Source organism: Microbacterium dauci, from assembly GCF_030065535.1.
Classification (GTDB): Bacteria; Actinomycetota; Actinomycetes; order Actinomycetales; family Microbacteriaceae; genus Microbacterium; species Microbacterium dauci.
In genome coordinates this window covers 98,315-122,396 of the sequence record NZ_JASJND010000001.1, presented here as the reverse complement: position 1 = coordinate 122,396, position 24,082 = coordinate 98,315, and the positions used below count along the sequence as shown (strand labels likewise).

22 protein-coding genes are annotated in these 24,082 nt (G+C 70.1%); 9 read left to right on the top strand and 13 right to left on the bottom strand.

Going from position 1 to position 24,082, the window contains the following annotated elements; genetic code table 11:
* Positions 1-133: 133 nt before the first annotated feature.
* From QNI14_RS00540 to QNI14_RS00500, 9 genes are all read right to left on the bottom strand, one after another.
* Entirely contained in the window at positions 134-883 is a 750-nt protein-coding gene (locus QNI14_RS00540; protein WP_283714237.1) for an ABC transporter ATP-binding protein, read from the bottom strand.
* Positions 880-1,770 carry an ABC transporter permease gene (locus QNI14_RS00535; RefSeq protein ID WP_347177820.1) on the bottom strand — a complete coding sequence of 297 codons (891 nt, stop codon included), beginning with the start codon at positions 1,768-1,770 and terminating at the stop codon, positions 880-882. The genes QNI14_RS00540 and QNI14_RS00535 overlap by 4 nt, the downstream gene beginning before the upstream one ends.
* 119 nt (positions 1,771-1,889) lie before the next feature.
* The gene (locus tag QNI14_RS00530; protein WP_283714236.1) at positions 1,890-4,394 is read right to left on the bottom strand and encodes an SH3 domain-containing protein; all 2,505 of its coding nucleotides are present in this window, start codon (positions 4,392-4,394) and stop codon (positions 1,890-1,892) included.
* A gap of 81 nt (positions 4,395-4,475) precedes the next feature.
* Positions 4,476-5,585 (bottom strand): glycosyltransferase, encoded by a 1,110-nt coding sequence (locus tag QNI14_RS00525; RefSeq protein WP_283714235.1) that lies wholly within the window; start codon positions 5,583-5,585, stop codon positions 4,476-4,478.
* Positions 5,582-7,030, bottom strand: coding sequence for an LCP family protein (locus QNI14_RS00520; protein WP_283714234.1), 1,449 nt, complete (start codon positions 7,028-7,030; stop codon positions 5,582-5,584). Before QNI14_RS00520 ends, QNI14_RS00525 begins: the two co-directional genes overlap by 4 nt.
* A gap of 10 nt (positions 7,031-7,040) precedes the next feature.
* The gene (gene purE / locus QNI14_RS00515) at positions 7,041-7,508 is read right to left on the bottom strand and encodes a 5-(carboxyamino)imidazole ribonucleotide mutase (RefSeq protein WP_283714844.1); all 468 of its coding nucleotides are present in this window, start codon (positions 7,506-7,508) and stop codon (positions 7,041-7,043) included.
* A gap of 97 nt (positions 7,509-7,605) precedes the next feature.
* A complete protein-coding gene (locus tag QNI14_RS00510) occupies positions 7,606-8,733 on the bottom strand; it encodes a 5-(carboxyamino)imidazole ribonucleotide synthase (protein ID WP_283714233.1) in 1,128 nt (375 codons plus the stop codon).
* A gap of 55 nt (positions 8,734-8,788) precedes the next feature.
* Positions 8,789-9,346 carry a PH domain-containing protein gene (locus QNI14_RS00505; RefSeq protein WP_283714232.1) on the bottom strand — a complete coding sequence of 186 codons (558 nt, stop codon included), beginning with the start codon at positions 9,344-9,346 and terminating at the stop codon, positions 8,789-8,791.
* Between the two features lie 52 nt (positions 9,347-9,398).
* On the bottom strand, positions 9,399-10,181 hold the full coding sequence (locus tag QNI14_RS00500) for a biotin--[acetyl-CoA-carboxylase] ligase (RefSeq protein WP_283714231.1): 783 nt from the start codon (positions 10,179-10,181) through the stop codon (positions 9,399-9,401).
* A gap of 139 nt (positions 10,182-10,320) precedes the next feature.
* Here QNI14_RS00500 and QNI14_RS00495 point away from each other — a divergent pair, with 139 nt between their 5' ends.
* The gene (locus tag QNI14_RS00495) at positions 10,321-11,937 is read left to right on the top strand and encodes an acyl-CoA carboxylase subunit beta (protein WP_283714230.1); all 1,617 of its coding nucleotides are present in this window, start codon (positions 10,321-10,323) and stop codon (positions 11,935-11,937) included.
* A complete protein-coding gene (locus QNI14_RS00490; protein WP_283714229.1) occupies positions 11,934-12,164 on the top strand; it encodes an acyl-CoA carboxylase subunit epsilon in 231 nt (76 codons plus the stop codon). Before QNI14_RS00495 ends, QNI14_RS00490 begins: the two co-directional genes overlap by 4 nt.
* Before the next feature lie 200 nt (positions 12,165-12,364).
* Here the strand turns inward: QNI14_RS00490 and QNI14_RS00485 are convergent, their stop codons facing one another.
* The 4 genes from QNI14_RS00485 to QNI14_RS00470 are packed head-to-tail and all read right to left on the bottom strand — an operon-like array spanning position 12,365 to position 16,579.
* Positions 12,365-13,414 (bottom strand): hypothetical protein, encoded by a 1,050-nt coding sequence (locus QNI14_RS00485; protein ID WP_283714228.1) that lies wholly within the window; start codon positions 13,412-13,414, stop codon positions 12,365-12,367.
* Positions 13,411-14,619: a sensor histidine kinase gene (locus tag QNI14_RS00480; protein ID WP_283714227.1), complete on the bottom strand. Its 1,209-nt coding sequence runs from the start codon at positions 14,617-14,619 to the stop codon at positions 13,411-13,413. Before QNI14_RS00480 ends, QNI14_RS00485 begins: the two co-directional genes overlap by 4 nt.
* A complete protein-coding gene (locus QNI14_RS00475) occupies positions 14,609-15,268 on the bottom strand; it encodes a response regulator transcription factor (protein ID WP_283714226.1) in 660 nt (219 codons plus the stop codon). The genes QNI14_RS00480 and QNI14_RS00475 overlap by 11 nt, the downstream gene beginning before the upstream one ends.
* Positions 15,269-15,277: 9 nt before the next feature.
* Positions 15,278-16,579 (bottom strand): class I SAM-dependent RNA methyltransferase, encoded by a 1,302-nt coding sequence (locus QNI14_RS00470; RefSeq protein WP_283714225.1) that lies wholly within the window; start codon positions 16,577-16,579, stop codon positions 15,278-15,280.
* A gap of 146 nt (positions 16,580-16,725) precedes the next feature.
* Here QNI14_RS00470 and QNI14_RS00465 point away from each other — a divergent pair, with 146 nt between their 5' ends.
* From QNI14_RS00465 to QNI14_RS00435, 7 genes are all read left to right on the top strand, one after another.
* Positions 16,726-17,988, top strand: a complete 1,263-nt coding sequence (locus QNI14_RS00465; protein WP_283714224.1) for a sugar ABC transporter substrate-binding protein — start codon at positions 16,726-16,728, stop codon at positions 17,986-17,988.
* Positions 17,985-18,920: a carbohydrate ABC transporter permease gene (locus tag QNI14_RS00460; RefSeq protein WP_283714223.1), complete on the top strand. Its 936-nt coding sequence runs from the start codon at positions 17,985-17,987 to the stop codon at positions 18,918-18,920. The genes QNI14_RS00465 and QNI14_RS00460 overlap by 4 nt, the downstream gene beginning before the upstream one ends.
* Positions 18,920-19,768: a carbohydrate ABC transporter permease gene (locus QNI14_RS00455; RefSeq protein WP_283714222.1), complete on the top strand. Its 849-nt coding sequence runs from the start codon at positions 18,920-18,922 to the stop codon at positions 19,766-19,768. Before QNI14_RS00460 ends, QNI14_RS00455 begins: the two co-directional genes overlap by 1 nt.
* 23 nt (positions 19,769-19,791) lie before the next feature.
* Complete coding sequence (locus tag QNI14_RS00450; RefSeq protein WP_283714221.1) at positions 19,792-21,039, top strand: ABC transporter ATP-binding protein; 1,248 nt, start codon at positions 19,792-19,794, stop codon at positions 21,037-21,039.
* 22 nt (positions 21,040-21,061) lie between these two features.
* Positions 21,062-21,709, top strand: a complete 648-nt coding sequence (locus QNI14_RS00445) for a Maf family protein (RefSeq protein WP_283714220.1) — start codon at positions 21,062-21,064, stop codon at positions 21,707-21,709.
* A gap of 77 nt (positions 21,710-21,786) precedes the next feature.
* The gene (locus tag QNI14_RS00440; RefSeq protein ID WP_283714219.1) at positions 21,787-23,568 is read left to right on the top strand and encodes an acetyl/propionyl/methylcrotonyl-CoA carboxylase subunit alpha; all 1,782 of its coding nucleotides are present in this window, start codon (positions 21,787-21,789) and stop codon (positions 23,566-23,568) included.
* 41 nt (positions 23,569-23,609) lie between these two features.
* On the top strand, positions 23,610-24,080 hold the full coding sequence (locus QNI14_RS00435; RefSeq protein ID WP_283714218.1) for a hypothetical protein: 471 nt from the start codon (positions 23,610-23,612) through the stop codon (positions 24,078-24,080).
* Positions 24,081-24,082 lie beyond the last annotated feature (2 nt).

Below are 24,082 nucleotides of genomic sequence, written 5' to 3'. Positions count from 1 at the left end.
CCAGCACCGCTCGGCCACCGACAGCTCCGCCGCCGCATATTCTAGCCGCGCCCCCTGAGCGTACGTCGAAAGGGGGCAGCACCCCAGAGGACGCGCGACGGCGCGCACGATGCTCGGCGGGTGTCGCGCGGAATCAGGCCGCTTCGTTCATCGCAGCGATGGCCTCTTCGATCCCACCGTCGTAGCGAAGCTCGCCCTTGCGGATCACCACGCCGCGCGTGCACAGCTCGCGCACCATCTCCATGTCGTGGCTGACGATCACGAGGGTCTTCCCCGCCGCGATGAGCTCGTCGAACTTGGCGCGGCACTTCGCCCGGAACGGGGCGTCACCCACCGAGAGGATCTCGTCGACGAGCAGGATGTCGACGTCGACGTGGATGGCCACCGAGAACGCCAGCCGCATGAACATGCCGGACGAGTAGTGCTTCACCTCCTGGTCGATGAACTCCTCGATCTCGCTGAATGCCACGATCTCGTCGTATAGCGCCTCGATCTCGTCGCGCTGCATCCCGAGGATCGCGGCATTGAGGTAGACGTTCTCCCGCCCGGACAGCTCCGGATGGAAGCCGGCCCCCACCTCGATGAGACCCGCCACCCGGCCGCGCGTCAGCACTTCACCGGCATCCGGTCGCATGACGCCCGACAGCAGCTTCAGCAAGGTCGATTTCCCCGAGCCATTGTACCCGAGCAACGCGACCGAATCGCCCTCGTTGATCACGACGTCGAGCCCGCGGAGCGCGTGGAACTCGGTGGTCACCTTGCGGCGACGGATCCAGCTGACCACCGTGTCCTTGAAGGAGTGCGCGTGGTTGAGCAGGAACGTCTTGCGCACACCATCGACGATGATGCTCGGCTGCGGCGTTGCCGCGGTCTGGTCGCTCATAGGTCCTGCGCAAACTTTCCCTCGAGGCGGCGGAACACCATCTGCCCGATGACGATCATCGCGCAGGCGATGAGCAGTGCCCAGCACGTGCCGAGCAGGAGATCCGGCGGCGGGGTGAGCCCGAGCGCGGCGATCTGCGAACCGGTCACCGGCGCCCAGAACGCGAAGTGGAACAACTCGACCGCCTGTGTGATCGGGTTCAGGAGATAGAGCTGCGTCACCCAGGGAGCGCCGGCGAACGCCGACTGGACCATGGTCCAGGAGTACAGGACCGGCGAAGCCCAGGTCACCAGCATGAGGAGCAGCTCGACGATGTTCTCGGAGTCCCGGAATCGGACGTTGATCGCACCGAAGAAGAGTCCGGCCCCGAATGCGACCAGCATCAGGATCACGATGCCGGCGAGGACGGCGAGCACGCTCCAGATCGTGATGTTGACGATCCAGCCGAGGAACACGCAGACGATGAGCAGGAGGACGAGCTGCGGGAGGAAGTGCACGAGTGCGACGACCACCGACGACACCGCGAAGAGCTGCCGGGGCAGATACACCTTGCGGACGAGGGCGGCGTTGCCGACGATCGATGTCGTCGAGTTCTTGAACGCCTCGTTGAAGAGGTTGATGCACACGATCCCCGAGAAGAGGTAGATCGCGTAGTTCGGAATCCCCCGCTCCAGTTGGAGGAAGACACCCATGACGAGCCAGAACACCAGGAACTGCGCGCCGGGACGGACGTACGACCACGTCCACCCGAGCACCGAGTTGCGGTATCTGGTCGTGACGCCCGTGCGCACGAGGAGGTGGAGGAGATAGCGCCAGCGGAAGACGTCGAGGAGTCCGCGACTGGTTCCGGGCACGTCGAACTGCGCGCGGTCGATGGGTGTGGTCACGTCGTACAGAAGCCTTCGAGTAAGCGGTGGCTGTAGCGGCCACACCAGATCCTACAGCGCGCCGCCTGGGCGACCGGGGAGTGCGCACGCGGCGTGTGCGCCAACGCTGCGCGCCCCCGTCAATCGACCGAGGCCGCGGCGACCCACATCGATCCGGATGCGCTGGTGACCCGGAGCCATCGGCCGTCGCCCGTCACAGCGGTGGCCGTGAGCGCCGTCCCCTTCGTGAGGGTCTTGACCGCGGCGCCGCACGAGGCCGACGGGGCGAGGCGGCCGTATGCCCGCGCGGAGGTCACCCGATAGGTCTTGTCGAGGTTCTTCACGGAGGTCGGCTGCGCGCACGCCGAGCCCGACGCGACTGCCCTCACGGATGCTGCGGCGACCCACCTCGCGGCGACGCCGTCGTTCACGCGCAACCACGCACCGTCGGACGTGGCGGCCGAGGCGACGAGCACCGTGCCTCGCGAGAGCGTCTTGACGCCGGTCGAGCACTCCCCCGAGGGGCCGGTGCGGCCGTAGGCGCGCGCGGACGTCACCTGATAGGTCTTGCTGACGCTCGTCGTCTTGGACGGGGCGGCGCACACGTCGGTCGGCACCGCCGTGAGCGACGCCCGCGCGACCCACCGGGTCGCGGCGCCGTCGGTGATGCGCACCCACACGCCGTCGGTCGTCTGCGCAGTGGCGGCCACGGTCGCCCCGCGCGAGAGCGTCTTCACGCCCGTCGAACACTCCGAGGACGGCGCGGTCCGCGCGTATGCGCGTGTCGAGGACACCCGGAACGTGCCGGACAGGTCCGCCACGCTTCCCGGCTGCGCGCATGCATCCGGCACCGGCGCCATCGATGCGGCCGCGACCCACCGCGTGGCCGACCCGTCCTTCACACGCAACCACGTGCCGTCGTTCGTCTTCGCTGTGACGCTCAGCGTGTCGCCCGTGGTGAAGACCTTCGCGCCGACCGAACACAGCGACGTCGGCGCCGCTCGCCCGTATGCGCGCGAAGACGTGACGCGGTAGGCGCCGCTGATGGCAGTGACCGCGGTCGGCTGCACGCACGCGGCGTCGGCAGCGGCGGGAGCGAGCGACGCCTTCGCGACCCACATCGTCGTCGCGCCGTCGGTCACCCGGAGCCACATGCCGTCGGTCGACGCGGCCGATGCGACGAGAACGGTACCCGCCGTCAACGTCTTCGCCCCTGCCGTGCAGAGGCTCGACGGGCCGGTACGCCCGTACGCCCGCGCCGACGCGACCCGATAGGTGCCGTTCGCGGCGGTGCTGCTCGGCGCCGTCGTGCATGATGCCGTGCCGCCGCTGACCGTCGCGTAGTCGCTGTGGATCCAATACGTCTCGCCGCCGTGGGTGATGCGCCACCATGCCCCGTAGATGCCGGTGCGCGTGGGCTTGTCATCGCGATCGAGGGTGATGCGACCGGAGGAGCACGCCGTCGTCGGCGCCTTCCGCGCGTTGAGAGAGTCGCTCCGCACCGTGACGGTGCCCGACGCGGCGGTGATCTGGCTCGCCGGCGGGACCACACAGGAGGGGTCGGGGATGTCGAGCGAGGACGTGAGGACCCACCGGGTCTTGCCCGAGACGGTCGCGCGGGCCCACGCACCGTAGATGCCGGTCACGGCGACCTTCGCGCCCTTGCTGAGCGACGAGGTCTCACCGCAGACGAGGGTGGGTGCGGTGCGGACGGTCGCGGACGACGTCTTGACCGCGTAGGTCGCCTTCCGACTGACGACATCGGCGGATGCCGGGACGGTGCAGGCTGCGACCTTCGCGGGCGCGCCACTGGTGTTCTCGGAGGCATCCGGCTCGAACCACTGCACGTAATAGTTGTAGAAGTTGCGGTTGCCGTAGGTGGAGCAGGCGTCGCCCTCGGCGTAGCCCGCGGCGAGCGCCGCGACGTTCGGCCGGTACGGCGTGTAGATGTAGAGGTTCGCCGTCGCCTGGTTCTCGATGTACACCTTCGACGTGCCGCAGGTGGCATCCGGATGCCACTGGATCGTATTGACCTGCCCGGCGCGATAGTTGTAACGCGTCGGGTTCTTCGCGTACACCTGCTGCTGCCGCACGCCCAGGTACACCTGGTTCACGAACCCGGCGGATGCCGCATCGCAGGGCGCGGTGTCGGGGCAGTTCATCCCCATCGCGGCTCGGTAGCTCCAGTCGCTGGGCCGCGTCGCGGTGACGAGACCCTGCTCTTTCTGGAGCATGACCAGCACGACTTTCGGGTTGATCCCGCACGCACGGCTGACCGCGACGATGATGGTCGCGGCGGAGACGTTCTTGTAGGCCTTGATGGCCCCGCAGTACGAGTCCGCGGACTTCGCCTCGATCGACCCGGTGAAGTTCCGCAGGCAATCCGGCCCGGTGGTCGCCCGGCACGTGGGGACCCGCTTCTCGAGGAACGCCTGCACCTGCGCGACCGTCATCGACTGTTCGTCGAAGAACTCGGCGTCGCTGATGATCATCCCGCCGTCTTTGAGGTTGGCGGGCAGCTCGGCTGCCTGTGCGGTCGCAGTCGGGAGGAACGCGGAGAGGATGGCGGCGGCGAGGACGACGACGAGCGCCATCGCCGAAGGCCGGTCGAGGCGTGCTCGACGGGCGGTCGGAGTGTGGCGCATGTGAACAGTGTTACTGAAGTCGTCTTCGGTTACCAGCCGAGCAGCGCGATCGGACGGTCGACACGCCGCCGCGCGTCGTCCTCACAGTTCCGCGTGGAGCTGCCAGACCCGCTCCGCGGCGCCCCGCCACCCGAACGCGCGTCCGCGGTCGGCGGCGAGGACGGCGAGTCGTTCGACCGTCGCCGTCGAGGCGAGCGTCTGCGCCAGCGCGTCGGTGAGCGCGCCGTCGTCGTCGGGGTCGGCGAAGGCTGCACCGTCCAGCAGCACCTCCCGATGCACGTCGGTGCTCGTCGCGACGATCGGGACGCCCACCTCGAGCGCGTCGAGCACGCGCCACGGGAAGCCGCGTCCCCTTGCGGCAGCCAGGAACGCGACCGCACCGGCGTACACGGCGGCACGGTCGACGGGTTCGAGCGCGCCGCGGACGTGCAGGCGCCGCTCGGGGATGCCAGCCGCGGCGGCGATGTCGGCGATGGCGGGCTCGTCACCCGCAGGCGCGTCGAGCACGACGACCGCGGTGTCCCGTCCGTTCCGCGCGATCGCGGTGAAGGCCGCGTGGAGGCCGGCGGATGCCGCACTGGAGCCGGCGACGAGGATGTACCCCTCGGGGAGGCCCTGCGCTCGCCGCCGACCGATCTCGTCGGACGGCACGCGAAGACCGGTCGCGGCGGCACCTGCGATCACGCGGATGCGGTCGCCGAGCGGGGCGATCTCGGCGACCCGCTGTGCGAGCGCGTGCGTGGGGACGACGACGGCGTCCGCGTGTCGTGCGGCGCGGCGCAGCATCGCCCTCGACCACGCGACCGCCGCTCGGGGGAGCTCGTCCGGCGCGTCCCATGCGCGCGAGTCCCACATCGTGACGACGGTCTGGTCGTGATCGTGAACGCGATCGTGCCGCATGAGCGGCGCGGCGAGGGACGGCGAGTGGATCAACCCTGCGCCGGCGACGACGCGGAATCCGCGGCGCCAGAGCTCAGCGACGGGCGCGGCGGGGAACGGGAGCCGGTCGACCCCGGCGAGTGCGAGCGTCTTCTCGAGCTGGTCGGCGTCGCTCGGCACGATCCCGCGCACGTCGCAACCGCTCGGCGCGGTCGCCACCAGTGCGGCGGCGAGGTCGCGGGAAGCGGCCCGGACGTCCTCGTCACCGGTCGGCGTGGGCTGGTCGAGGACCACCCGGAGCGTGGTCGTCATGGCGCAGGGGTCGGGGTCGGCGGGTGGAGCAGGTCGTCCACCATCGCATGGATGCGTTCCCAGTCCTCGGACGTCGGGTCCTCGGGATCGATGTCGGCGCCCTTCGGCGTCAGCTCGAGGTCTTGGACCTCCTGTTCCTTTGCCTTGACTGCGAGGTCGACGAGGAACGGCAGCAGTGAGTTCGGGATGTCGGTCTGCACGAGGTTCTGCCCGGCGGCCACGATGTCGTTGAACCGCGCGAGCACGGTCGCGGGTGTCGCCTGCGCGAGGATCGCGGTCTGCAGTTCGCGCTGGCGCCGCATCCGGTCCCAGTCGCTCGTGGTGTAGCGGGACCGGGCGTACCACTGCGCGGTGTCGCCGTCCATCCGCTGGGTGCCCTCTTCGATCCAGCCGATCGCCCAGTCCTCCGCGGGCTGCCCACTGTACGAGGGTCCGCCGCCTTCCGGCAGCCGGTCCTGCACGGTGATCTCGACACCCCCGAGCGCGTCGACGAGATCGGCGAACCCGTGCATGTCGATGAACACGTGGTACGGGATCTCGATGCCGAGGATCGCCTCCGCGGCATCCTTCGTCGCTTCCACGGCGGGGCTGGAGTTCTGGGACACCGCGTCGGGGTACAGGCTCGCGCCGCGGTCGTCACGGCAGGTCTCGACGGCGTTCATGAGCTGGTTGATGCCCGAGCTCCAGCCGCAGGCGCTCGAGGTGTGTCCCTGGAACCCGTCCGGGTAGAGCTCCTGCATCGGCCCCTCTGAGAAGGGGGCGTGGCGGAGGTCGCGCGGGATGCCGAAGATCGTGACCGCACCGCTGTCGGCGTTGACTGACACCACCGAGATGCTGTCGAACCGCATCGAGTCGCGGCCTTCTCCGCTGTCGGCGCCCAGCAGCAAGAAGTTGTAGTACCCGTCCGAGGGAGGGACGCTCGGGCCCGCGGCGAAGATCGACAGCCCCGAACGCAGTGGCGCGACCACGGACTGCGCGGCGTAGACGGCGGTCGAGGCCGGGACGAGTGCGAGCACCATCGCGACGATCGCGACTGCGGCGCGGGTGCGCCCGGGAACGCGGGCGAGCCGGATGAGCCGTAGCGTGTCGATCGTCAGGACGAGCCATAGCGCGGCGTACACCCACAGCAGGACCTGCACGACGGTGAGGGACCACCACGAGGCCAGCACCATCGTGAGCACGGTCCGCCAGAGGAAGGCGGTCAGCACCGCGAGCACGACGAGCGCCCACATGACGAGCGTTGCGACGATGCCCGTGCGGCCGAGCAGTCGATTGCCTGCCAGCACCTGCGCGGTGCCCGGGAAGAGGAAGTTCGAGGCGACCAGCCACCAGGCGCGGCGCGACATCACCTTCTCGGAAGAGACGTCGGGATTGCGGATCGGTCGTTCTTCGAGCACCCGACCGGATGCCGCGGATCGAGGCCGCGGCGGACTGGCGACGCTCACGGTCGGCGCCTCACAGCGAGTCCTTCAGCCGACGGTTCTTGGCCTCGACCTGCTGCTCGAGGTCGGCGGCGTAGTCGGCGAGCGCGCTGGCGAGGGTAGGGTCCGTCGCGCCGAGGAGCCGGGCGGCGAGCAGGCCCGCGTTCCTCGCGCCGTTGATCGACACGGTCGCCACCGGGATGCCCGCCGGCATCTGCACGATGGACAGGAGCGAGTCCATGCCGTCGAGCGTCGCGAGCTGCACCGGCACACCGATCACGGGCAGCGTCGTCACCGACGCGAGCATCCCCGGAAGGTGGGCGGCACCACCGGCGCCGGCAATGATCGCCCGCAGCCCGCGCGCACGCGCCTCGCGTCCGTACCGCAGCAGCTTGTCGGGGGTGCGGTGCGCCGAGACGACCTCGACCTCGTGCGGGACGGCGAAGTCCGAGAGCACCTGCGAGGCGTCACTCATGACGCGCCAGTCGGAGTCGGATCCCATGACCACGCCGATGAGCGGCGTGTCGGACGAGTGCAGCGGACGGTTCACTCGACCAGGCTAGGCCGCGCAGCCTGGAAGGCAGCGGAACGGCACGGGATCAATCCGTGAAGAACGCGGCTGCAGCACGCGCTTCGTAGCAGACGGCATCCAGGTCATCGCCTGCGACGTTGACGTGACCGACCTTGCGACCAGGTCGCGGGTCCTTGCCGTACGTGTGCACCTTCGCGCCCGGATGGGCCTCCAGCGCAGCAGGCATCCGGTCCGCGAGCGAGTCCGACACCGGGCCGCCGAGGATGTTCACCATCACGGCCCACGGTGCGCGCAGCGCGGTGTCGCCGAGCGGCAGGTCGAGCACGGCACGGATGTGCTGCTCGAACTGACCGGTGACGGCGCCGTCCTGGCTCCAGTGCCCGCTGTTGTGCGGGCGCATGGCGAGCTCGTTGACGAGGAGCCGCTCGTCGGTGGTCTCGAAGAGTTCGACCGCGAGCATGCCGGTGACACCGAGCCCGACGGCGATGGCCTCCCCGATGTCGGCCGCGACGTCCGCGAGGCGACCGGCGGCATGCGGCGCAGGGGCGATCGCCTCGGCGCAGACACCACCCTTCTGCACGGTCTCGACGACCGGATACACGACGAAGTCGCCCGAGGGTCGTCGCGCGACCTGCTGCGCGAGTTCGCGGGTGAAATCGACGAGCTCCTCGACGAGCAGTTCTCCGCTCGGTTCGAGTGCGGCGAACCAGTCCGACGCCTCGGATGCCGCCGACACGACGCGCACGCCCTTGCCGTCGTAGCCGCCACGCGGTGTCTTCACGACCGCACGGCCGCCGTGGTCCGCGATGAACGCGTCGAGCGCGGTGACATCGGCGACGGCCGCCCAGTCGGGCTGCGGCATCCCGAGCTCGGCGAGCTTCGCGCGCATGCGCAGCTTGTCCTGGGCGTAGAAGAGCGCGTCGGGGCCGGGGTGGACGGCGACGCCCGCGTCGACGAGGCCGCGGAGGACGTCTTGGGGGACGTGCTCGTGGTCGAACGTGATGACGTCGACGTCTTTCGCGAAGGCGAGGACGGTGTCGAGATCGCGGTAGTCCCCGACCGCCGTCGCCGCGAGCCCGGCCGACATGCCGTCCGCTTCCGCGAGGACCCGCACGTCGACGCCGAGTTCGACCGCGGGGGCGATCATCATGCGCGCCAACTGTCCGCCGCCGACGATTCCGACCTGCAGTGCCATCTCGTTCCTTCCGTCGACTCCATCTTCGCGCACGCGACGGAGCGACGGTGCCCGGTCAGCCGCGGCCGCGTACGAGGGGGACGCCGTGCGAGTCGCGGTGCGCGAGGATCTGGCCGACCTCGATCTGGTCGGCGAGGGCCTCGTGGACGAGCCGCACCGACGCGATGTCTACGAGGCGGATCGGCGTGTCCACGCCGTTCGAGAGCGTGAGTGTGCCCGTCCCCCACAGCCGCTGCAGCGGCCCGCGGCGCTCGCCGATCGTGTAGCCGCGGGAGTGGGCGAGATCGGTGCGGTCACGGCTGAAGAGCCCCGACCGCGCGATGACGCGCTTGGTGGTGATGGTGTACGTGCGCGAAAGCCATCGCAGATAGGGCACCACCGCGAGCAGGACGACCACCACCCCGGCGGCGGACCACAGCATCCAGTCCTGGAACGGCTCGGGCAGATTCCCGGTGAAGAAGCCGACGGCACCCGCGGCAGCGATGACGACGAGCGCCGGCCAGCACATCCGTCGCGCGTGTGACCGCAGCCGGGCGATGGTCATCTCCGGCGACGCCGCCGTCCCGGGCGCGGGGGTCCGCGGTCGTCCGGAGTAGGCGGTCGGCTGGGTCACCCCTTCATCATGGCGGCACCGTGCGGCACGGGACGGTGCGGCGCGCCCGGAATCAGCGCACGTGCACGACGTCGCCCGCGGCGACCGTCTGCTCGCCGAGCAGCGTCTCGATCACGAGTCGACCGTCCTCGTCCAGCCGGGCGACGCGGCCGTCGAGGTCGGTCCCGTCGGGCAGACTCACGCGCACGTCGGCGCCCACCGTCGAGCACTCCGCCCCGATCCGCTCGCGGAGCCGATCGAAGGCGTCACCGCCGACCGCGATGTCGGCGACCGCGTCGCGGAGCCCCGTGAGGTAGTCGGCGAGCAGCCGGTCTTCGTCGGCCACGACGCCGCGGGCCGCGAACGAGGTCGCGGTCGGGACCGGCAGATCGGCTGCGGTCATCGCCGTGTTCACACCGGCGCCCACGACGACCGCCTGCGGATCGGAGGGCAGGACTTCGGCGAGGATGCCGCTGATCTTGAGGCCCGCGACGAGGATGTCGTTGGGCCACTTCAGCGTGACATCGGTGTCCGACAGTTGGGCCCGGACGGCGGCGGCCATCGCCGCACCGGCGGCGAGCGGGATCCAGCCGCGGGCCTCGATCGGGACGGCGCCGACGCGCAGAAGCACCGAAACGGCGAGTGCCGATCCGGCGGGCGCGGTCCAGGTGCGGTCGAGCCGGCCGCGCCCCGCGGTCTGGTCCCGCGTGAGGACCGTTGCGAGGTGCGGATGGCCGGCAGGATCGTCTGCGGCATCGCGCAGCAGCTTCGCGTTCGTCGAGCCGACCGACTCGATCACGTGCAGACGCGGGCTCACGACCGCGGCGAGGGGATATCCATCCGAGGGCAACGACATGCCGCCACCCTACGCGCCGCGGGGACGGACGGCTCGGCCGGGGTTCTCACCGTCTGCTGACGGATGCCACAGCGAATCACCGACTCGGTTGTCGCATGTCGCCAATGCCGGCGGCGGCCCGCTCGCTAGGGTGGAATGCGTGCCAGACCAGCCGAACTCGCAGGACCAGCCGGCTCAGCCGGACCCCTTCACCACCGCCGGCAAGATCGCCGATCTCCGTGCGCGCTATCAGGAGGCCGTCGTCTCGGCCGAGGAGACCGCGCGCGCCAAGCAGAGCGCGAAGGGCAAGCTGACCGCACGGCAGCGCATCGAGCTGCTGGTCGACCCGGGCTCGTTCGTCGAACTCGACGAATACGTGCGGCACCGCACGACAGCGTTCGGGATGGACCGCTCGCGCCCGTACGGCGACTCCGTCGTCACCGGCGTCGGCACGATCCACGGCCGCACCGTCGCCGTGTACTCGCAGGACTTCACCACCTTCGGCGGCTCGCTGGGCGAGGTCGCGGGCGAGAAGATCATCAAGGTCATGGAGCACGCCCTGCGCGGCGGCATCCCGATCATCGGCATCCTCGACTCCGGTGGCGCCCGCATCCAGGAGGGCGTCGTCGCGCTCGGCAAGTACGGTGAGATCTTCCGCCTGAACACCGCAGCCTCCGGTGTGATCCCGCAGATCTCGCTCATCATGGGGCCGGCCGCCGGTGGCGCCGTCTACTCCCCCGCCCTCACCGACTTCGTCATCATGGTCGACAAGACGAGCCAGATGTTCGTCACCGGCCCCGACGTCATCAAGACCGTCACCGGCGAAGACGTCGGCATGGAGGAGCTCGGTGGCGCCTACACGCACAACACCCGTTCGGGTGTGGCGCACTACCTGGCCGAGGACGAAGACGACGCGATCGACTACGCGCGCACCCTCATCGGGTTCCTCCCCGACAACAACATGTCGGACGCGCCCGGTTACGAGAACGTCTTCGAATTCGAGACGACCGACAGCGACCGCGCGCTCAACACGGTCATCCCCGATTCGCCGAACCAGCCCTACGACATCCACGAGGTCATCTCGCACGTCGTCGATGACGGCGAGTTCCTCGAGGTGCAGCCGCTGTTCGCGCCGAACATCGTCATCGGCTTCGGCCGCATCGAGGGCCGCACGGTCGGCATCATCGCGAACCAGCCCTCGCAGATGGCCGGCACGCTCAACATCGACGCGGGCGAGAAGGCGAGCCGCTTCGTCCGGTTCTGCGACGCGTTCTCGATCCCGATCCTGACCCTCGTCGACGTGCCCGGGTACCTTCCGGGCACCGACCAGGAGTGGACCGGTGTGATCCGCCGCGGCGCGAAGCTCCTCTACGCCTACGCCGAAGCGACCGTCCCGCTCGTCACCGTCATCCTCCGCAAGGCGTACGGCGGCGCGTACATCGTGATGGGCTCGAAGCAGCTCGGCGCCGACATCAACCTCGCCTGGCCGACCGCCGAGATCGCGGTCATGGGTGGCCAGGGCGCGGTCAACATCCTCTACCGCGGCGAGATCAAGCGGGCCGAGGAGGCCGGTGAGGATGTCGCGGCAGTCCGCACCCGCCTCGCGAACGAGTACACCTACAACGTCGCGTCACCGTTCCTCGCCGCCGAACGCGGTGAGCTCGACGGCATCATCGAGCCGGCGCAGACGCGCGTCGCGGTCGCGAAGGCACTGCGTGCGCTCCGCGGCAAGCGCGCGAGCCTGCCGGCGAAGAAGCACGGGAACATCCCGCTGTGACCGCCGAGGATGCCGCCGAGTCGACCCCGCTGCGGGTCGATGTCCGGCGTGGCCACGCGACGCCCGAGGAGCTGGCCGCGGTGATCGCGGTGGTCACGGAGTCGTACGTCCAGGAGGCGGCATCCGCGATCGCAGAGGAGCCCGCGTCCTCGGCGTGGACGGTGTCGGCGCGGGGTCTGCGCACGCCGCTGCCGCGAGACGTCCGATGGGGTCGGTACTCGGGCTGATCGAAGGCGAGGGACCCGTTGTCCCCCAAAGTACCTACAGACAGGTTCCCGCCGACGAGCGAAACTAGTTGTGCTGGAACGCTTCTGCGTTCGGTCGATCCGCATCCCTCAGAGCGTGGATCGACCTTGCGGGTCGGTTTTCGGGTAACCGCTCGCATGGCGAGGGGCGGGCGGCTTCGCCGCCCCTCGCCTCCTCCTTCTCAGGATGCGTCGTCGTCCGCGTGCGAGATCTCATGCCAGAGGTCGACGACCTCGTCGTCATCCGACTCCGATGTTGCACGCGAGCGCCCAACGACGGTCACCGCGATGCGGTCGTGCGGCGACGTGCGGATGTAGATCCGGTCCGAGTCGGCGCCTTCCAACGCTCGGGCGAGATCCTCGCGGATGCGCTCGAGCGTCGCGTCGCCGACGCCCTCGAGCCCGCCCTCGTCGAGCACGGTCACGACGCTCCCCCGTGAGCGCGCTTCGTGCAGTCGCGCCCGCACCGACTCATCGAGCAGTCGCGGGCCGCGGAGCTCGTCGCGGAGCGCGCCTTCCGCCAGACGAGCCTGCTCGCGTTCGTCGTCGCTGAGGCGTCCGCCCGTCTCGATGGTGCGGATGAGGACGGGACCTGCGACCGACAGCGCGTGCCGCACGCGCACCCTTCGCTCGCGACGACGACCACCCTGCGATGCGAGCCACTCCGACGAGCGCCGCTGGATGGCCGTCAACTCCGCGGTGTCGTTGCCCGCGCGGTCGACGAGTGCGGTCAGGAGCTGCGCCGTCACCACCCAGACGACCGAGCCGACGACGCCGAACGTGAGCGCGTCGACAACACCGATCCACGCGATGGCTGCGACCGACAGCGCTGCGACGCCGGCCCACGCGACCAGCACGCGCCGGCGGACGACGACGATCGCCATGAGTGCGCCGATGCCGCCGAGGCTCCACGTGGCGAAGGGTTCGAGGCGCGCGCCGATGTCGACGGCGTACCAGGTCGCCGACGGCACGATGACCGCGGTCGCCAGCGCGAGGATGCACAGCCAAGCCGGGAGCGCCGGGCCATGGTGCAGGACGTCGTCCGCTTCCGCGCCCCGACGGGTCGACCCCCAGAAGATGCAGAGCCACGTCGTCGCGAGGTACAGCCCGATCGCTGCGAGATGGACGACGGGCAAGGTGACCGGAGCCGTCCACACCAGTCCGCCCACGACGAGGTAGCCGGTGAACACGACCGCGACGATCGTGAGTCCCGCGTGCACGCGACCGTTCATCGGTTCCGCTCCCATCGCAGTTCGACGACGGTGCCGTCCGGCGAACTCCGCACCCGCGCGTGGCCCCCGACCGCGGCGATCCGCGCAACGATCGAGCCGCGGATCCCGAGCCGGTCCTCGCCGACCGTCGCGGCGTCGAACCCCGCGCCGTCATCGGTGATCCGGACGAGGACCCGACGCTGGTCGACGATCACCTCTGCCCGCAGGCCCGCGGCATCCGCATGTTCGATCGCGTTCACGACCGCCTGCGCACCCGCGAGGACGAGCGCCCTCGCGACGCGCCCCGGCAGCGGACCCGATCCGTCGGTGCGCGGGGAGGTGACCGGCAGGTCGACGCCGTGCTCATGTGCAGCGGCGACGAGGCCATCGACGATGAACGACGGCTCGACGGGGTCGTCGGGCCCCTCCTCCGCATCGCGGTCCGCGTTCGCGAGACGGGTGAGCGCCTCGCGTGCCATGGCCACGGCGAGATCCTCCTCGCGCGGCGACCGCGCGCGTTCTGCTGCGATGAGCGCGGCCAGCACGCTGTCGTGCATGAGCGCGGCGACCGTCACTCGCTCCTGTTCGACCGCGTCGGCGGATGCCGCGACCGCATAGGACTGCACCGCGTCGGCCCGAGCGTGGTCGAGATCGGCCGCCAGGCGTCGCAGGATGAAGCCCACGAGGTTCATGACGACGGCCAGGATGATCGCGAAGACGACCTGGCGCGCGGTCTCGACGATCACCTCCGTCCCGCCGCCGAGCTGGAGCACCCGGACGACGCCGTACAGGAGCGGCACGCCACCCGCCCAGATGTACTGCACCGTGAGCGGGAAGGCGAGCGCCGTGGCGACGGTGGCGACGTTGATGAGGTACCAGATCCACGGCTCACCGTCGGCGAACTCGCCTCGCCCGGCGGTGGCGATCGGCCACGCGACGAGCACGAGCGGGAACACGAGCGCGAACAGTCCCGAGAAGACCCGCATGAGGATGCCGGAGATCCCCGCGACCACCATGAGCGCGAGTGGCGAGAACGTCACGAGCATGAGGACGATCCGCCACAGCGGCGCCTCCTGGTGAGAGGTCAGTGCGTTGAGGAAGGCCTGCACGCCGAGGACGGCGCAGCCGATGCCGATGACGAGCCCGAGGATCCGCTCGATCCGCCCCCGGGTGAAGAACGTCGCGTCGGCGACGGCGAGCGGACCGGCCGGAAGCTCAGCGGACACTTCGTCCACCCTCGGCGACGAGGCCGTCCTCCATCGCGCGTCGCAGCAGGTCGATCTTGGTCGAGGCTGAGCGCCCCACCCCGACGTACTTGACCCGCACGCGGGTGATGTTCTCTTTGGCGGTCGAGTACGCGATGCCGAGCCGGTCGGCGACGGCCTTCAGCGGCAGCCCCGCGGCGTAGAGCCGGAGCACATCGCGCTCGCGGGCGGACAGTTGCGCGTCTGCGAAGTCGCGGTCACCGTCGATCGCCGAAGCCCACTCGACGTTGTCGAGACTGTCGCCGCGCGCGACCGTGGCGATCGCATCGACCACCTCGCCGGTGCGGGATGCCTTGCTCACGACGCCGGCGGCACCCGAGACGAGGGCCTCGCGCACCGCTCCGGGGCGGTCGGCGACGCTGTGGATGATGACGGGCGATCCGTCCGCGACGAGTCTCGTCACGTTCTCGGTCACGGTCGCGCCGTCGCCGAGTGTGAGGTCGAGGACGACGACATCTGCGGGCGCTGCGTTCGCGAACGCACGCCAATCGAGATACGCCGAGACGGTCTCGCCCGAGAACACGACCGTCATGCCGCCGCTGCGTGTGCAGGCCGCTTCGAGCCCGAGCCGGACCGACTCGTGGTCGTCGATCAGCGCCACCCGTGTCATGCCGACAGACTACTCAGCGACGTCCGTCGGCGAGAGGACCGCGATCGCCTCGACGTGGTGCGAGTGCGGGAAGAGGTCGAACGCTCGCACCGCCGGCGTCGAGTACCCCAGCTCGGCGAAGATCCCCAGGTCACGTGCGAGTGCGACCGGGTCGCAGGCGACGTAGACGATGCGTCGCGGTGCGAGTGCGGCGACGGATGCCACGACGTCACGCCCCGCCCCGGCGCGCGGCGGATCGAGCACCACGACGCCCTCGCGCAAGCGGGCGCGCTGAGCCGCGGACGCACGCTCGTCGAGGGCCCGCAGCCAGCGGTCGACACGACCGATCTCGGCGCGGGCCGCGAGCAGGTCGGCGAGGTTCTCCCCGGCGTGTTCGGTCGCGCGCGGATCGGACTCGACCGTCGTGATCCGCGTGGCGGGTCCACCAGACGCTGCGACGGCGGCGGCGAGCAGGCCGACCCCGCCGTACAGGTCGAGGTGCTCGGCATCGGGGTCGACCGCACCGGCGACGGCGGCCGCGACCTCGTCGTGGAGCGTCGCCGCGGCGAGCCGGTGCACCTGCCAGAACCCGCCCGCGTCGACCCGGAACTCCCGGCCGCCGGCGCGCTCGATGAGCACCTCGGATGCCACGGGGTCGGGCTTCGCGGCACGGTCGGGCTTCGCGGCACGGGCGGGCTTCCCGCCACGGGCGATGCGTTCGGGGCGGGCGATCACACGGACCCGGCCGTCCGCAGCCTGCGCGAAGTCGAGGCGACCGGGCGCCACGGCGCGGCTCGCCGTCGCGGCCGCCACGATCTCGGCGGTCGCGAGCGGGTGCGTGTCGACCTCGACCACGCGATGGCTGCGTGCGGCATAGGGACCGATGCGGCCGGACTCGTCAACGTGAAGGCCGAGCCGGGTGCGCCAGCCGGTCCCGTCGGCGGTCTCGTCGGCGCCGGCGTCGGAGATCGTCACCGTGGCATCCGATCCGGCGAACCGGCGCAGCGCGTCGCGGACGACGTCGGCCTTCAACTCGCGCTGGTGCTCGAGAGAGATGTGCCCGAAGTCGGCGCCGCCGGGGCGGTGCTCCGGCGCCGTCGTGACGTCGGCCGGTGCCCAGACGTGCGGGCGACGGTGCGGCGACGCGTCGAGCACCTCGAGCACCTCGCCGCGCCAGAACGACGCTTTGCGGGTGTCGGTGAGCCTCACTCGGACGCGTTCGCCGGGGATCGCGTCGGGGACGAAGACGACCCGCTGCTCGTGGCGGGCGACGAACACCCCGCCGTGTGCGACGGCGGTCACGTCGAGGTCGAGGACATCTCCCGAGTGCATCCTTCGATGCTGTCACACCGCCCGCGTACGCGCGGTATCGCATCGGCCCGCGACGGCGCAACCACCTCGGCGCATCGACCGCCCGTCGTGAGGATGGAAGCCGGTCGACAGTGATCGTCGGCCGTGATGACTGCGGGAGTGACGCGATGCGACGGGCGAGATGGCTGGCCGGGATCGGAGTCGCGGTGCTCGCCGCGACGATGGGCGGCTGCGCCGCTGACGACGGGACACCGACCCTCACCTGGTACATCAACCCCGATGCCGGTGGGCAGGAGCGCATCGCCCAGCAGTGCACCGAGGCGGCCGACGGGGCGTACCGCATCGAGACGTCGCTCCTCCCCCGCGACGCCGCGTCGCAGCGAGAGCAGCTCGCGCGACGCCTCGCCGCGAACGACCGCTCGATCGACATCATGAGCCTCGACCCGCCGTTCATCCCCGAGCTCGCCGAACCGGGCTTCCTGTCCGCCGTCCCCGACGACCTGCAGGACACCGACGGCATCGTGCAGGGCGCGATCGACTCGGCGAGCTGGAAGGACGAGCTCGTCACCGTCCCGTTCTGGGCGAACACGCAGTTGCTCTGGTACCAGGAGTCGGTCGCCGAGGAGGCCGGACTCGACATGAGCCAGCCCGTCACCTGGGACCAGCTGATGGATGCCGCGGAAGAGAACGACCTCGTCCTCGGCGTGCAGGGCACCCTGGCCGAATCGCTCACCGTGTGGATCAACGCGCTCGTGGCATCCGCCGGCGGTGAGATCCTCACCAACCCCGACGCCTCCCCCGACGAGATGGAGCTCGGCCTCGACTCCGACGCGGGTCGAGCGGCGGCCGAGATCCTGCAGCGGATCGGCTCGGACGGCCTTGGCGGCCCCGGCTTCTCGACGGCCGACGAGAACGCCGGGCTCGCGGCGTTCCAGCGCGAGGGTGGCTCGTTCATGGTCAACTGGCCGTTCGTCTGGCCCGCGCTCAAGGAAGCCGCACCGGACATCGCGGACGACCTCGGCTGGGCCGTGTACCCCCGGGTCGACGAAGGCACCGAGGCTGCACCGCCCGTCGGGGGCATCAACCTCGGCGTCGGCGCGTTCAGCGAGCACCAGGACCTCGCGTGGGACGCCGTCGCGTGCATCGTGCAGCCCGAGCACCAGGCGGAGTACTTCGTCAGCGACGGCAACCCGCCCTCGTCCACCGAGGCGTACGAGGATGCCGCCGTGCAGAAGGAGTTCCCGATGGCGGACACGATCCGCGAGTCGCTCGATCTCGGCGCACCGCGCCCGCAGACGCCGTACTACAACGAGATCTCGATCGGACTGCAGCGCACGTGGCATCCGCCCGGCTCGGTCGACCCCGAGACCACACCGAAGACATCGACGGAGTTCATCCTCGCCGTCCTGCGAGGGGAGCGGCTGCTGTGACCACGACCACCACGCCGGCGAAGAAGCCGCGGCGTTCGCAGCGGGCGCGAGCAGAAGCACGGCTCGGCTGGATGCTGGCCGGTCCCGCGTTCGGGCTCATGCTGCTCGTCACGCTGTACCCGATCGGGCAGGCACTCTACGACTCGCTGTTCAGCCTGCGCCTCACCGCGCCCGACGAGCGCGAGCTCATCTGGTTCGGGAACTACGGCGTCGTGCTCGGCGACCCCGCCTTCTGGGAGTCGATGGGTGTGACGCTGCTCATCACGGTCATCACCGTGGTGCTCGAGCTGATCCTCGGATTCGCGCTCGCCCTCGTCATGCACCGCGCGGTCAAGAAGCTCCGCGGCCTCGCACGCACGGCGATCCTCGTTCCCTACGGCATCGTGACCGTCGTCGCGGCGTTCGCCTGGTTCTACGCGTTCGACATCAACTCGGGCGGCTACGTCAACAACTGGCTGTCGTGGATCCCCGGCTTCGATCCCGACCTCAACTGGTTCGCGCATCCGGAGACCTCGCTGATCGTCATCATCCTCTCCGAGGTGTGGAAGACGACGCCGTTCATCTCGTTGCTGCTGCTGTCGGGCCTCGCGCAGGTGCCCGGCGACCTCGAGGAGGCCGCGAAGGTCGACGGCGCGACCGGCGCCGAGATCATGCGGCGCGTGATCCTGCCGAACATGAAGGCGGCGATCATGGTCGCCGTACTGTTCCGCACTCTCGAGGCGTTCCGCATCTTCGACAACATCTACATCATGACCGCCGGCGCGAACGGCACCGAAGCGCTCTCGCTGCTGGCCTACAACACGTCGATCGGACGCCTGGAGATCGGCCTCGGCTCGGCGATCTCGGTCCTGCTGTTCCTCAGCGTCCTGATCATCGCGGCGATCTTCATCAAGGGATTCAAAGTGGACCTCGCCGGAGGGAAGAACAGCTGATGCGTGCGATGACCTGGCCCCAGCGGATCGGCTGGACCGTGATCACGGTACTCGTGCTCGTGTGGTCGCTCTTCCCGGTGTTCTCGATCCTGATGACGTCCTTCAAGACGCCGTCCGGCCTCTTCTCGGGGACGCTCCTGCCCACCGAGTGGACGCTCGACAACTACGCCGAGATCCTCACGCCCGGCGGCAGCGCCCAGGAGCTGTTCCTGACGTCGCTGCGCAACTCGATCGGCATCTCGCTGATCGCGACCGCGATCGCCGTGATCCTCGCGACGCTGTGTGCCTACGCGATCGCGCGGCTCGACTTCCGTGGCAAGCGCATCATTCTGGTGACCGCCCTCGCGGTGTCGGTCTTCCCGGTCGTGTCGATCGTCACGCCGCTGTTCAACCTGTGGCGTTCGATCGGGCTCTACGACACCTGGATCGGGCTCATCATCCCGTATCTGTCGCTCACGCTCCCGATCTCGATCTGGACCCTCGCCGCGTTCTTCCGCCAGATCCCATGGGAGCTCGAGCAGGCGGCGCAGGTCGACGGTGCGACGCCGTTCGAGGCGTTCCGCAAGACCGTCGTGCCGCTGGCGGCGCCCGGCGTCTTCACGACCGCGATCATCGCGTTCTTCATCGCCTGGAACGACTTCGTCTACGGCATCTCTCTGACATCGACGGATGCCGCGCGTCCGGTGCCCGCCGCACTGTCGTTCTTCACCGGCGCCTCGCAGTTCGAGGACCCCACCGGCGCCATCTCGGCCGCCGCCATCGTCGTGACGATCCCCGTCGTGGTGGTCGTTGTCATCTTCCAGCGCCGGATCGTCTCGGGTCTCACCCAGGGCGCCGTCAAGGGCTGAACCCGCTTTCGAGAGGAACCACCATGGCATCCATCACCCTCCAGAACGTCGTCAAGACCTACGACGACGGGTTCACCGCGGTCAAGGGCGTCGACCTCGACATCGCCGACGGCGAATTCGTGATCCTCGTCGGCCCGTCCGGCTGCGGCAAGTCGACGCTCCTGCGCATGATCGTCGGCCTTGAAGACATCACGAGCGGCGAGCTCGAGATCGACGGCCGCGTCGTGAACGACATGACGCCGAAGGACCGGAACCTCGCGATGGTGTTCCAGAACTACGCGCTCTACCCGCACCTCACCGTCTACGAGAACATCGCGTTCCCGATGCGGCTGAAGTCGAGCGACGTCGACGCGAAGGAGATCGACGAGCGCGTCCGGCGCGCCTCGAAGCTCCTCGAGCTCGACGAGCACCTCGACCGCAAGCCCGCGAACCTCTCGGGTGGCCAGCGGCAACGCGTCGCGATGGGGCGCGCGATCGTCAGGCAAGCGGACGCGTTCCTGTTCGACGAGCCGTTGTCGAACCTCGACGCGAAGCTCCGCGGCCAGATGCGCACCGAGATCGCGCGCCTGCAGCGCTCGCTCGGCATCACCACCGTCTACGTCACCCACGACCAGACCGAGGCGATGACCCTCGGCGACCGGGTCGCTGTGCTCCGCCGCGGCGAACTGCAGCAGGTCGCGAGTCCGCGCGGGCTCTACGACCAGCCCGTGAACCTCTTCGTCGCGGGCTTCATCGGCTCCCCGCCGATGAACTTCCTGCACGGCACCGTCGAGGGCGATGTCCTGAAACTCCCGATGATCGACGTGCCGCTCGACGACCGACTCCGCACCGCCATCGGCGAACGGAAGCTCGTGATCGTCGGCGTGCGCCCCGACGCGTTCGCCGACGTCGAGACACTCGAGACCGAGCCCGAAGGTGGCATCCGCGTCGAGCTCGAATTCGAGATGACGGAGTGGCTCGGCGAGGTGCTCTACGCCTACGTGCCGTTCGAGGTCGAGGGGTCGGTCCGCGAGAAGCTCGCCGAACTCGACCGCGACCTCGACGGCGAGAGCATGCGCACCGAACTCGTCGTCGCGCTCGACTCGATGAGTCCGATCCGCGGCGGCGATACCGCGACCCTCTGGTTCTCGCCCGACAAGCTCCACGTCTTCGACCCCGAGACGGGCGTCAACCTGACCCGCGACGAGGCGAAGGCCGAGCAGCTCGAAGAGGATGCCCGCACCCAGCGCAAGCGCGCCCTCGAACGCGCGAAGGCGGCCGCTGCGGCCTGAGTCGGCGCGTTAGCGTGGAGGCATGCGCGTCTGCCTCGCCTCCACCTCTCCCGCCCGCCTCATGCTGCTGCGGCAGGCGGGCATCGAGCCCCTCACGCGCGCGCCGCAGGTCGACGAGGAGGCGATGATCGCCGGCGTCGAGGCGACCGAGGAACGCACGCTCCCGCCCGAGGAGCACGTCCTCCTGCTCGCCCGCGCGAAGGCCGCCGACGTCGCCGCCGCGCTCGCGGTCGAGGGCTTCGACGGCATCGTCATCGGCGGCGACTCCATGTTCGAACTCGACGGGGCGACCCTCGGCAAGCCGTACGAGCCCGACATCGCCCGCGCCCGGTGGCACGATATGCGCGGGCGCACCGGCACCCTGCACTCCGGCCACAGCGTGTTCCGGGTCGCGCCGGACGCGCCGCTGCGCGAGGCGCACGCCGTCGCCGCGGCATCCGTCTCGTTCGCAGCCGATCTGACGGATGCCGAGATCGACGCGTATGTCGCGACCGGCGAGCCGCTGCTGGTCGCCGGTGCGTTCACCGTCGACAGCCTCGGCGGGGCGTTCATCGAGCGCGTCGAGGGCGACCCGTCGACCGTCGTCGGGATGTCCCTGTCGACCGTGCGAGCACTCGTCAGACGCCTCGAGGTCGAGTGGACCGACCTCTGGGCACCACACGCTTCGTAGACTCCCCCAGCGATTCGCGCGCGATCTTGTGCGAGTGATCCAAAGTTCGGGCCCCACACCTGGGTAGGCTCGAATCCATGCCTCAGAGCGCGACGACTCGAATCTCGAAAGTGCTGATCGCGAATCGCGGCGAAATCGCCGTGCGCATCATCCGGGCGGCCCGCGACTCCGGCAAGCTGTCGGTCGCGGTCTACGCCGACCAGGATCGCGATGCGATGCACGCCCGCCTCGCCGACGAGGCGTACGCGCTCGGCGGCTCCACGAGCGCCGAAACCTACCTCGTCATCGAGAAGATCCTCTCCGTCGCCCGACGCTCGGGCGCCGACGCCGTGCACCCCGGCTACGGCTTCCTCGCCGAGAACGCCGACTTCGCCCGCGCGGTCATCGCCGCGGGCCTCATCTGGATCGGCCCCTCCCCCGAGGCGATCGAGTCGCTCGGCGACAAGGTCACCGCGCGCGCCGTCGCCGAGAAGGTCGGCGCACCGCTCGCCCCCGGAACGCCCGGCCCCGTCGCCGGCGCCGACGAAGTGCTCGCGTTCGCCGAGCAGGTCGGCCTGCCCATCGCGATCAAGGCGGCCTACGGCGGCGGCGGCCGCGGTCTGAAGGTCGCGCGCGAGTTCGACGAGGTCGCCGAGATGTTCGAGTCCGCGACCCGCGAGGCGATCGCCGCCTTCGGTCGCGGCGAGTGCTTCGTCGAGAAGTACCTCGACAAGCCCCGGCACGTCGAGACGCAGTGCCTCGCGGATGCCGCGGGCAACGTCGTCGTCGTGTCGACCCGCGACTGCTCGCTCCAGCGCCGTCACCAGAAGCTCGTCGAGGAGGCGCCCGCGCCGTTCCTCACCGACGAGCAGAACGCCACGCTCTACGCGGCATCCAAGGCCATCCTCAAGGAGGTCGGCTACGTCGGTGCCGGCACCTGCGAGTTCCTCATCGGCGCCGACGGCACGATCTCGTTCCTCGAGGTGAACACCCGCCTCCAGGTCGAGCACCCGGTCTCCGAAGAGGTCACCGGCATCGACCTCGTCCGCGAGCAGTTCCGCCTCGCCGAGGGCGGCACGCTCGACTATGACGACCCGCAGCCGGTCGGCCACTCCATCGAGTTCCGCATCAATGGAGAGGACCCGGGCCGCGGCTTCCTGCCCGCCCCCGGCAGCATCCACGTCTTCAAGACCTTCGGCGGGCCGGGCGTCCGCCTCGACTCGGGCGTCACCGCGGGCGACAGCGTCTCGGGCGCCTTCGACTCGCTGCTCGGCAAGCTCATTGTCACGGGCCGCACCCGCGAAGAGGCGCTCGAGCGCTCGCGTCGCGCCCTCGACGAGTTCGAGGTCGCCGGCATGCCGACCGTCCTCCCCTTCCACCGCAAGGTCGTCCGCGACCCCGCCTACACGGCGGAGGACGGCGTCTTCGGCGTGTTCACGCGCTGGATCGAGACCGAGTTCGACAACGACATCCCCGCATGGGACGGCGAAGCCGGCCCCGCCACCGAGCCCGAGGCTCGCCACACCGTGGTCGTCGAGGTCTCCGGCAAGCGCCTCGAGGTGAGCCTCCCCGACCGCATCGTGCAGGCACCCGGTGCGACCGGTCGCCCCGCGGCCGTGCCGCCGTCCCGCCGGTCGCACACGGGATCTGCGACGACGGGCGCGAGCGGCGACACGGTGGCATCCCCGATGCAGGCGACCGTCGTGAAGGTCGCCGTCGAAGAGGGCCAGCAGGTCGTCAAGGGCGACCTCGTCGTCGTCCTCGAGGCGATGAAGATGGAGCAGCCGATCCAGGCGCACAAGGACGGCACGGTCGGCGCGATCAACGCGACGGCCGGTGCGACCGTCTCGGCGGGTCACGCCCTGCTCACGATCTCCTGACGCCCGGAGACATCGCGCCCACGCGCACCTATCGTGTGGGCATGAGGTCGCCACGTGTTCTGGCCGCCACCACCCTGATCGCGGTGGTGGCCCTCGGCGGCTGCGCGAGCGGACCGACGGTGGACCTCGACGAGGCGAAAGCGTGGGCGGACGACATCGTCGCTGCCGAGTCGGACGGCCCGGGCGCCGCCGGCACCGGGCTGATGAGCGTGGGTCCGGGCGACGACGGAAGCATCCGGTTCGACTTCGACACTGACACCGCCCTCGTGCGCATCGACGTGCGCTGCTTCGGCGACGACGACGGTGACGTCGTGGCGACCGTCACCGCAGCCGTGACCTCGAGCGACGGAGCGACCGTCGGGACCGACGGTGAGATTCCGTGCGACCGCGAGGCGCACGAGATCACAGTGGATGGCGCGGATGCCACCGCGATCGAGATCCGGGCGACCGCGACCGCGGAGACCTACCTGCACGCGACGGTGATCCAGGAGCTGGTCATCGAGCGGGAGTGACC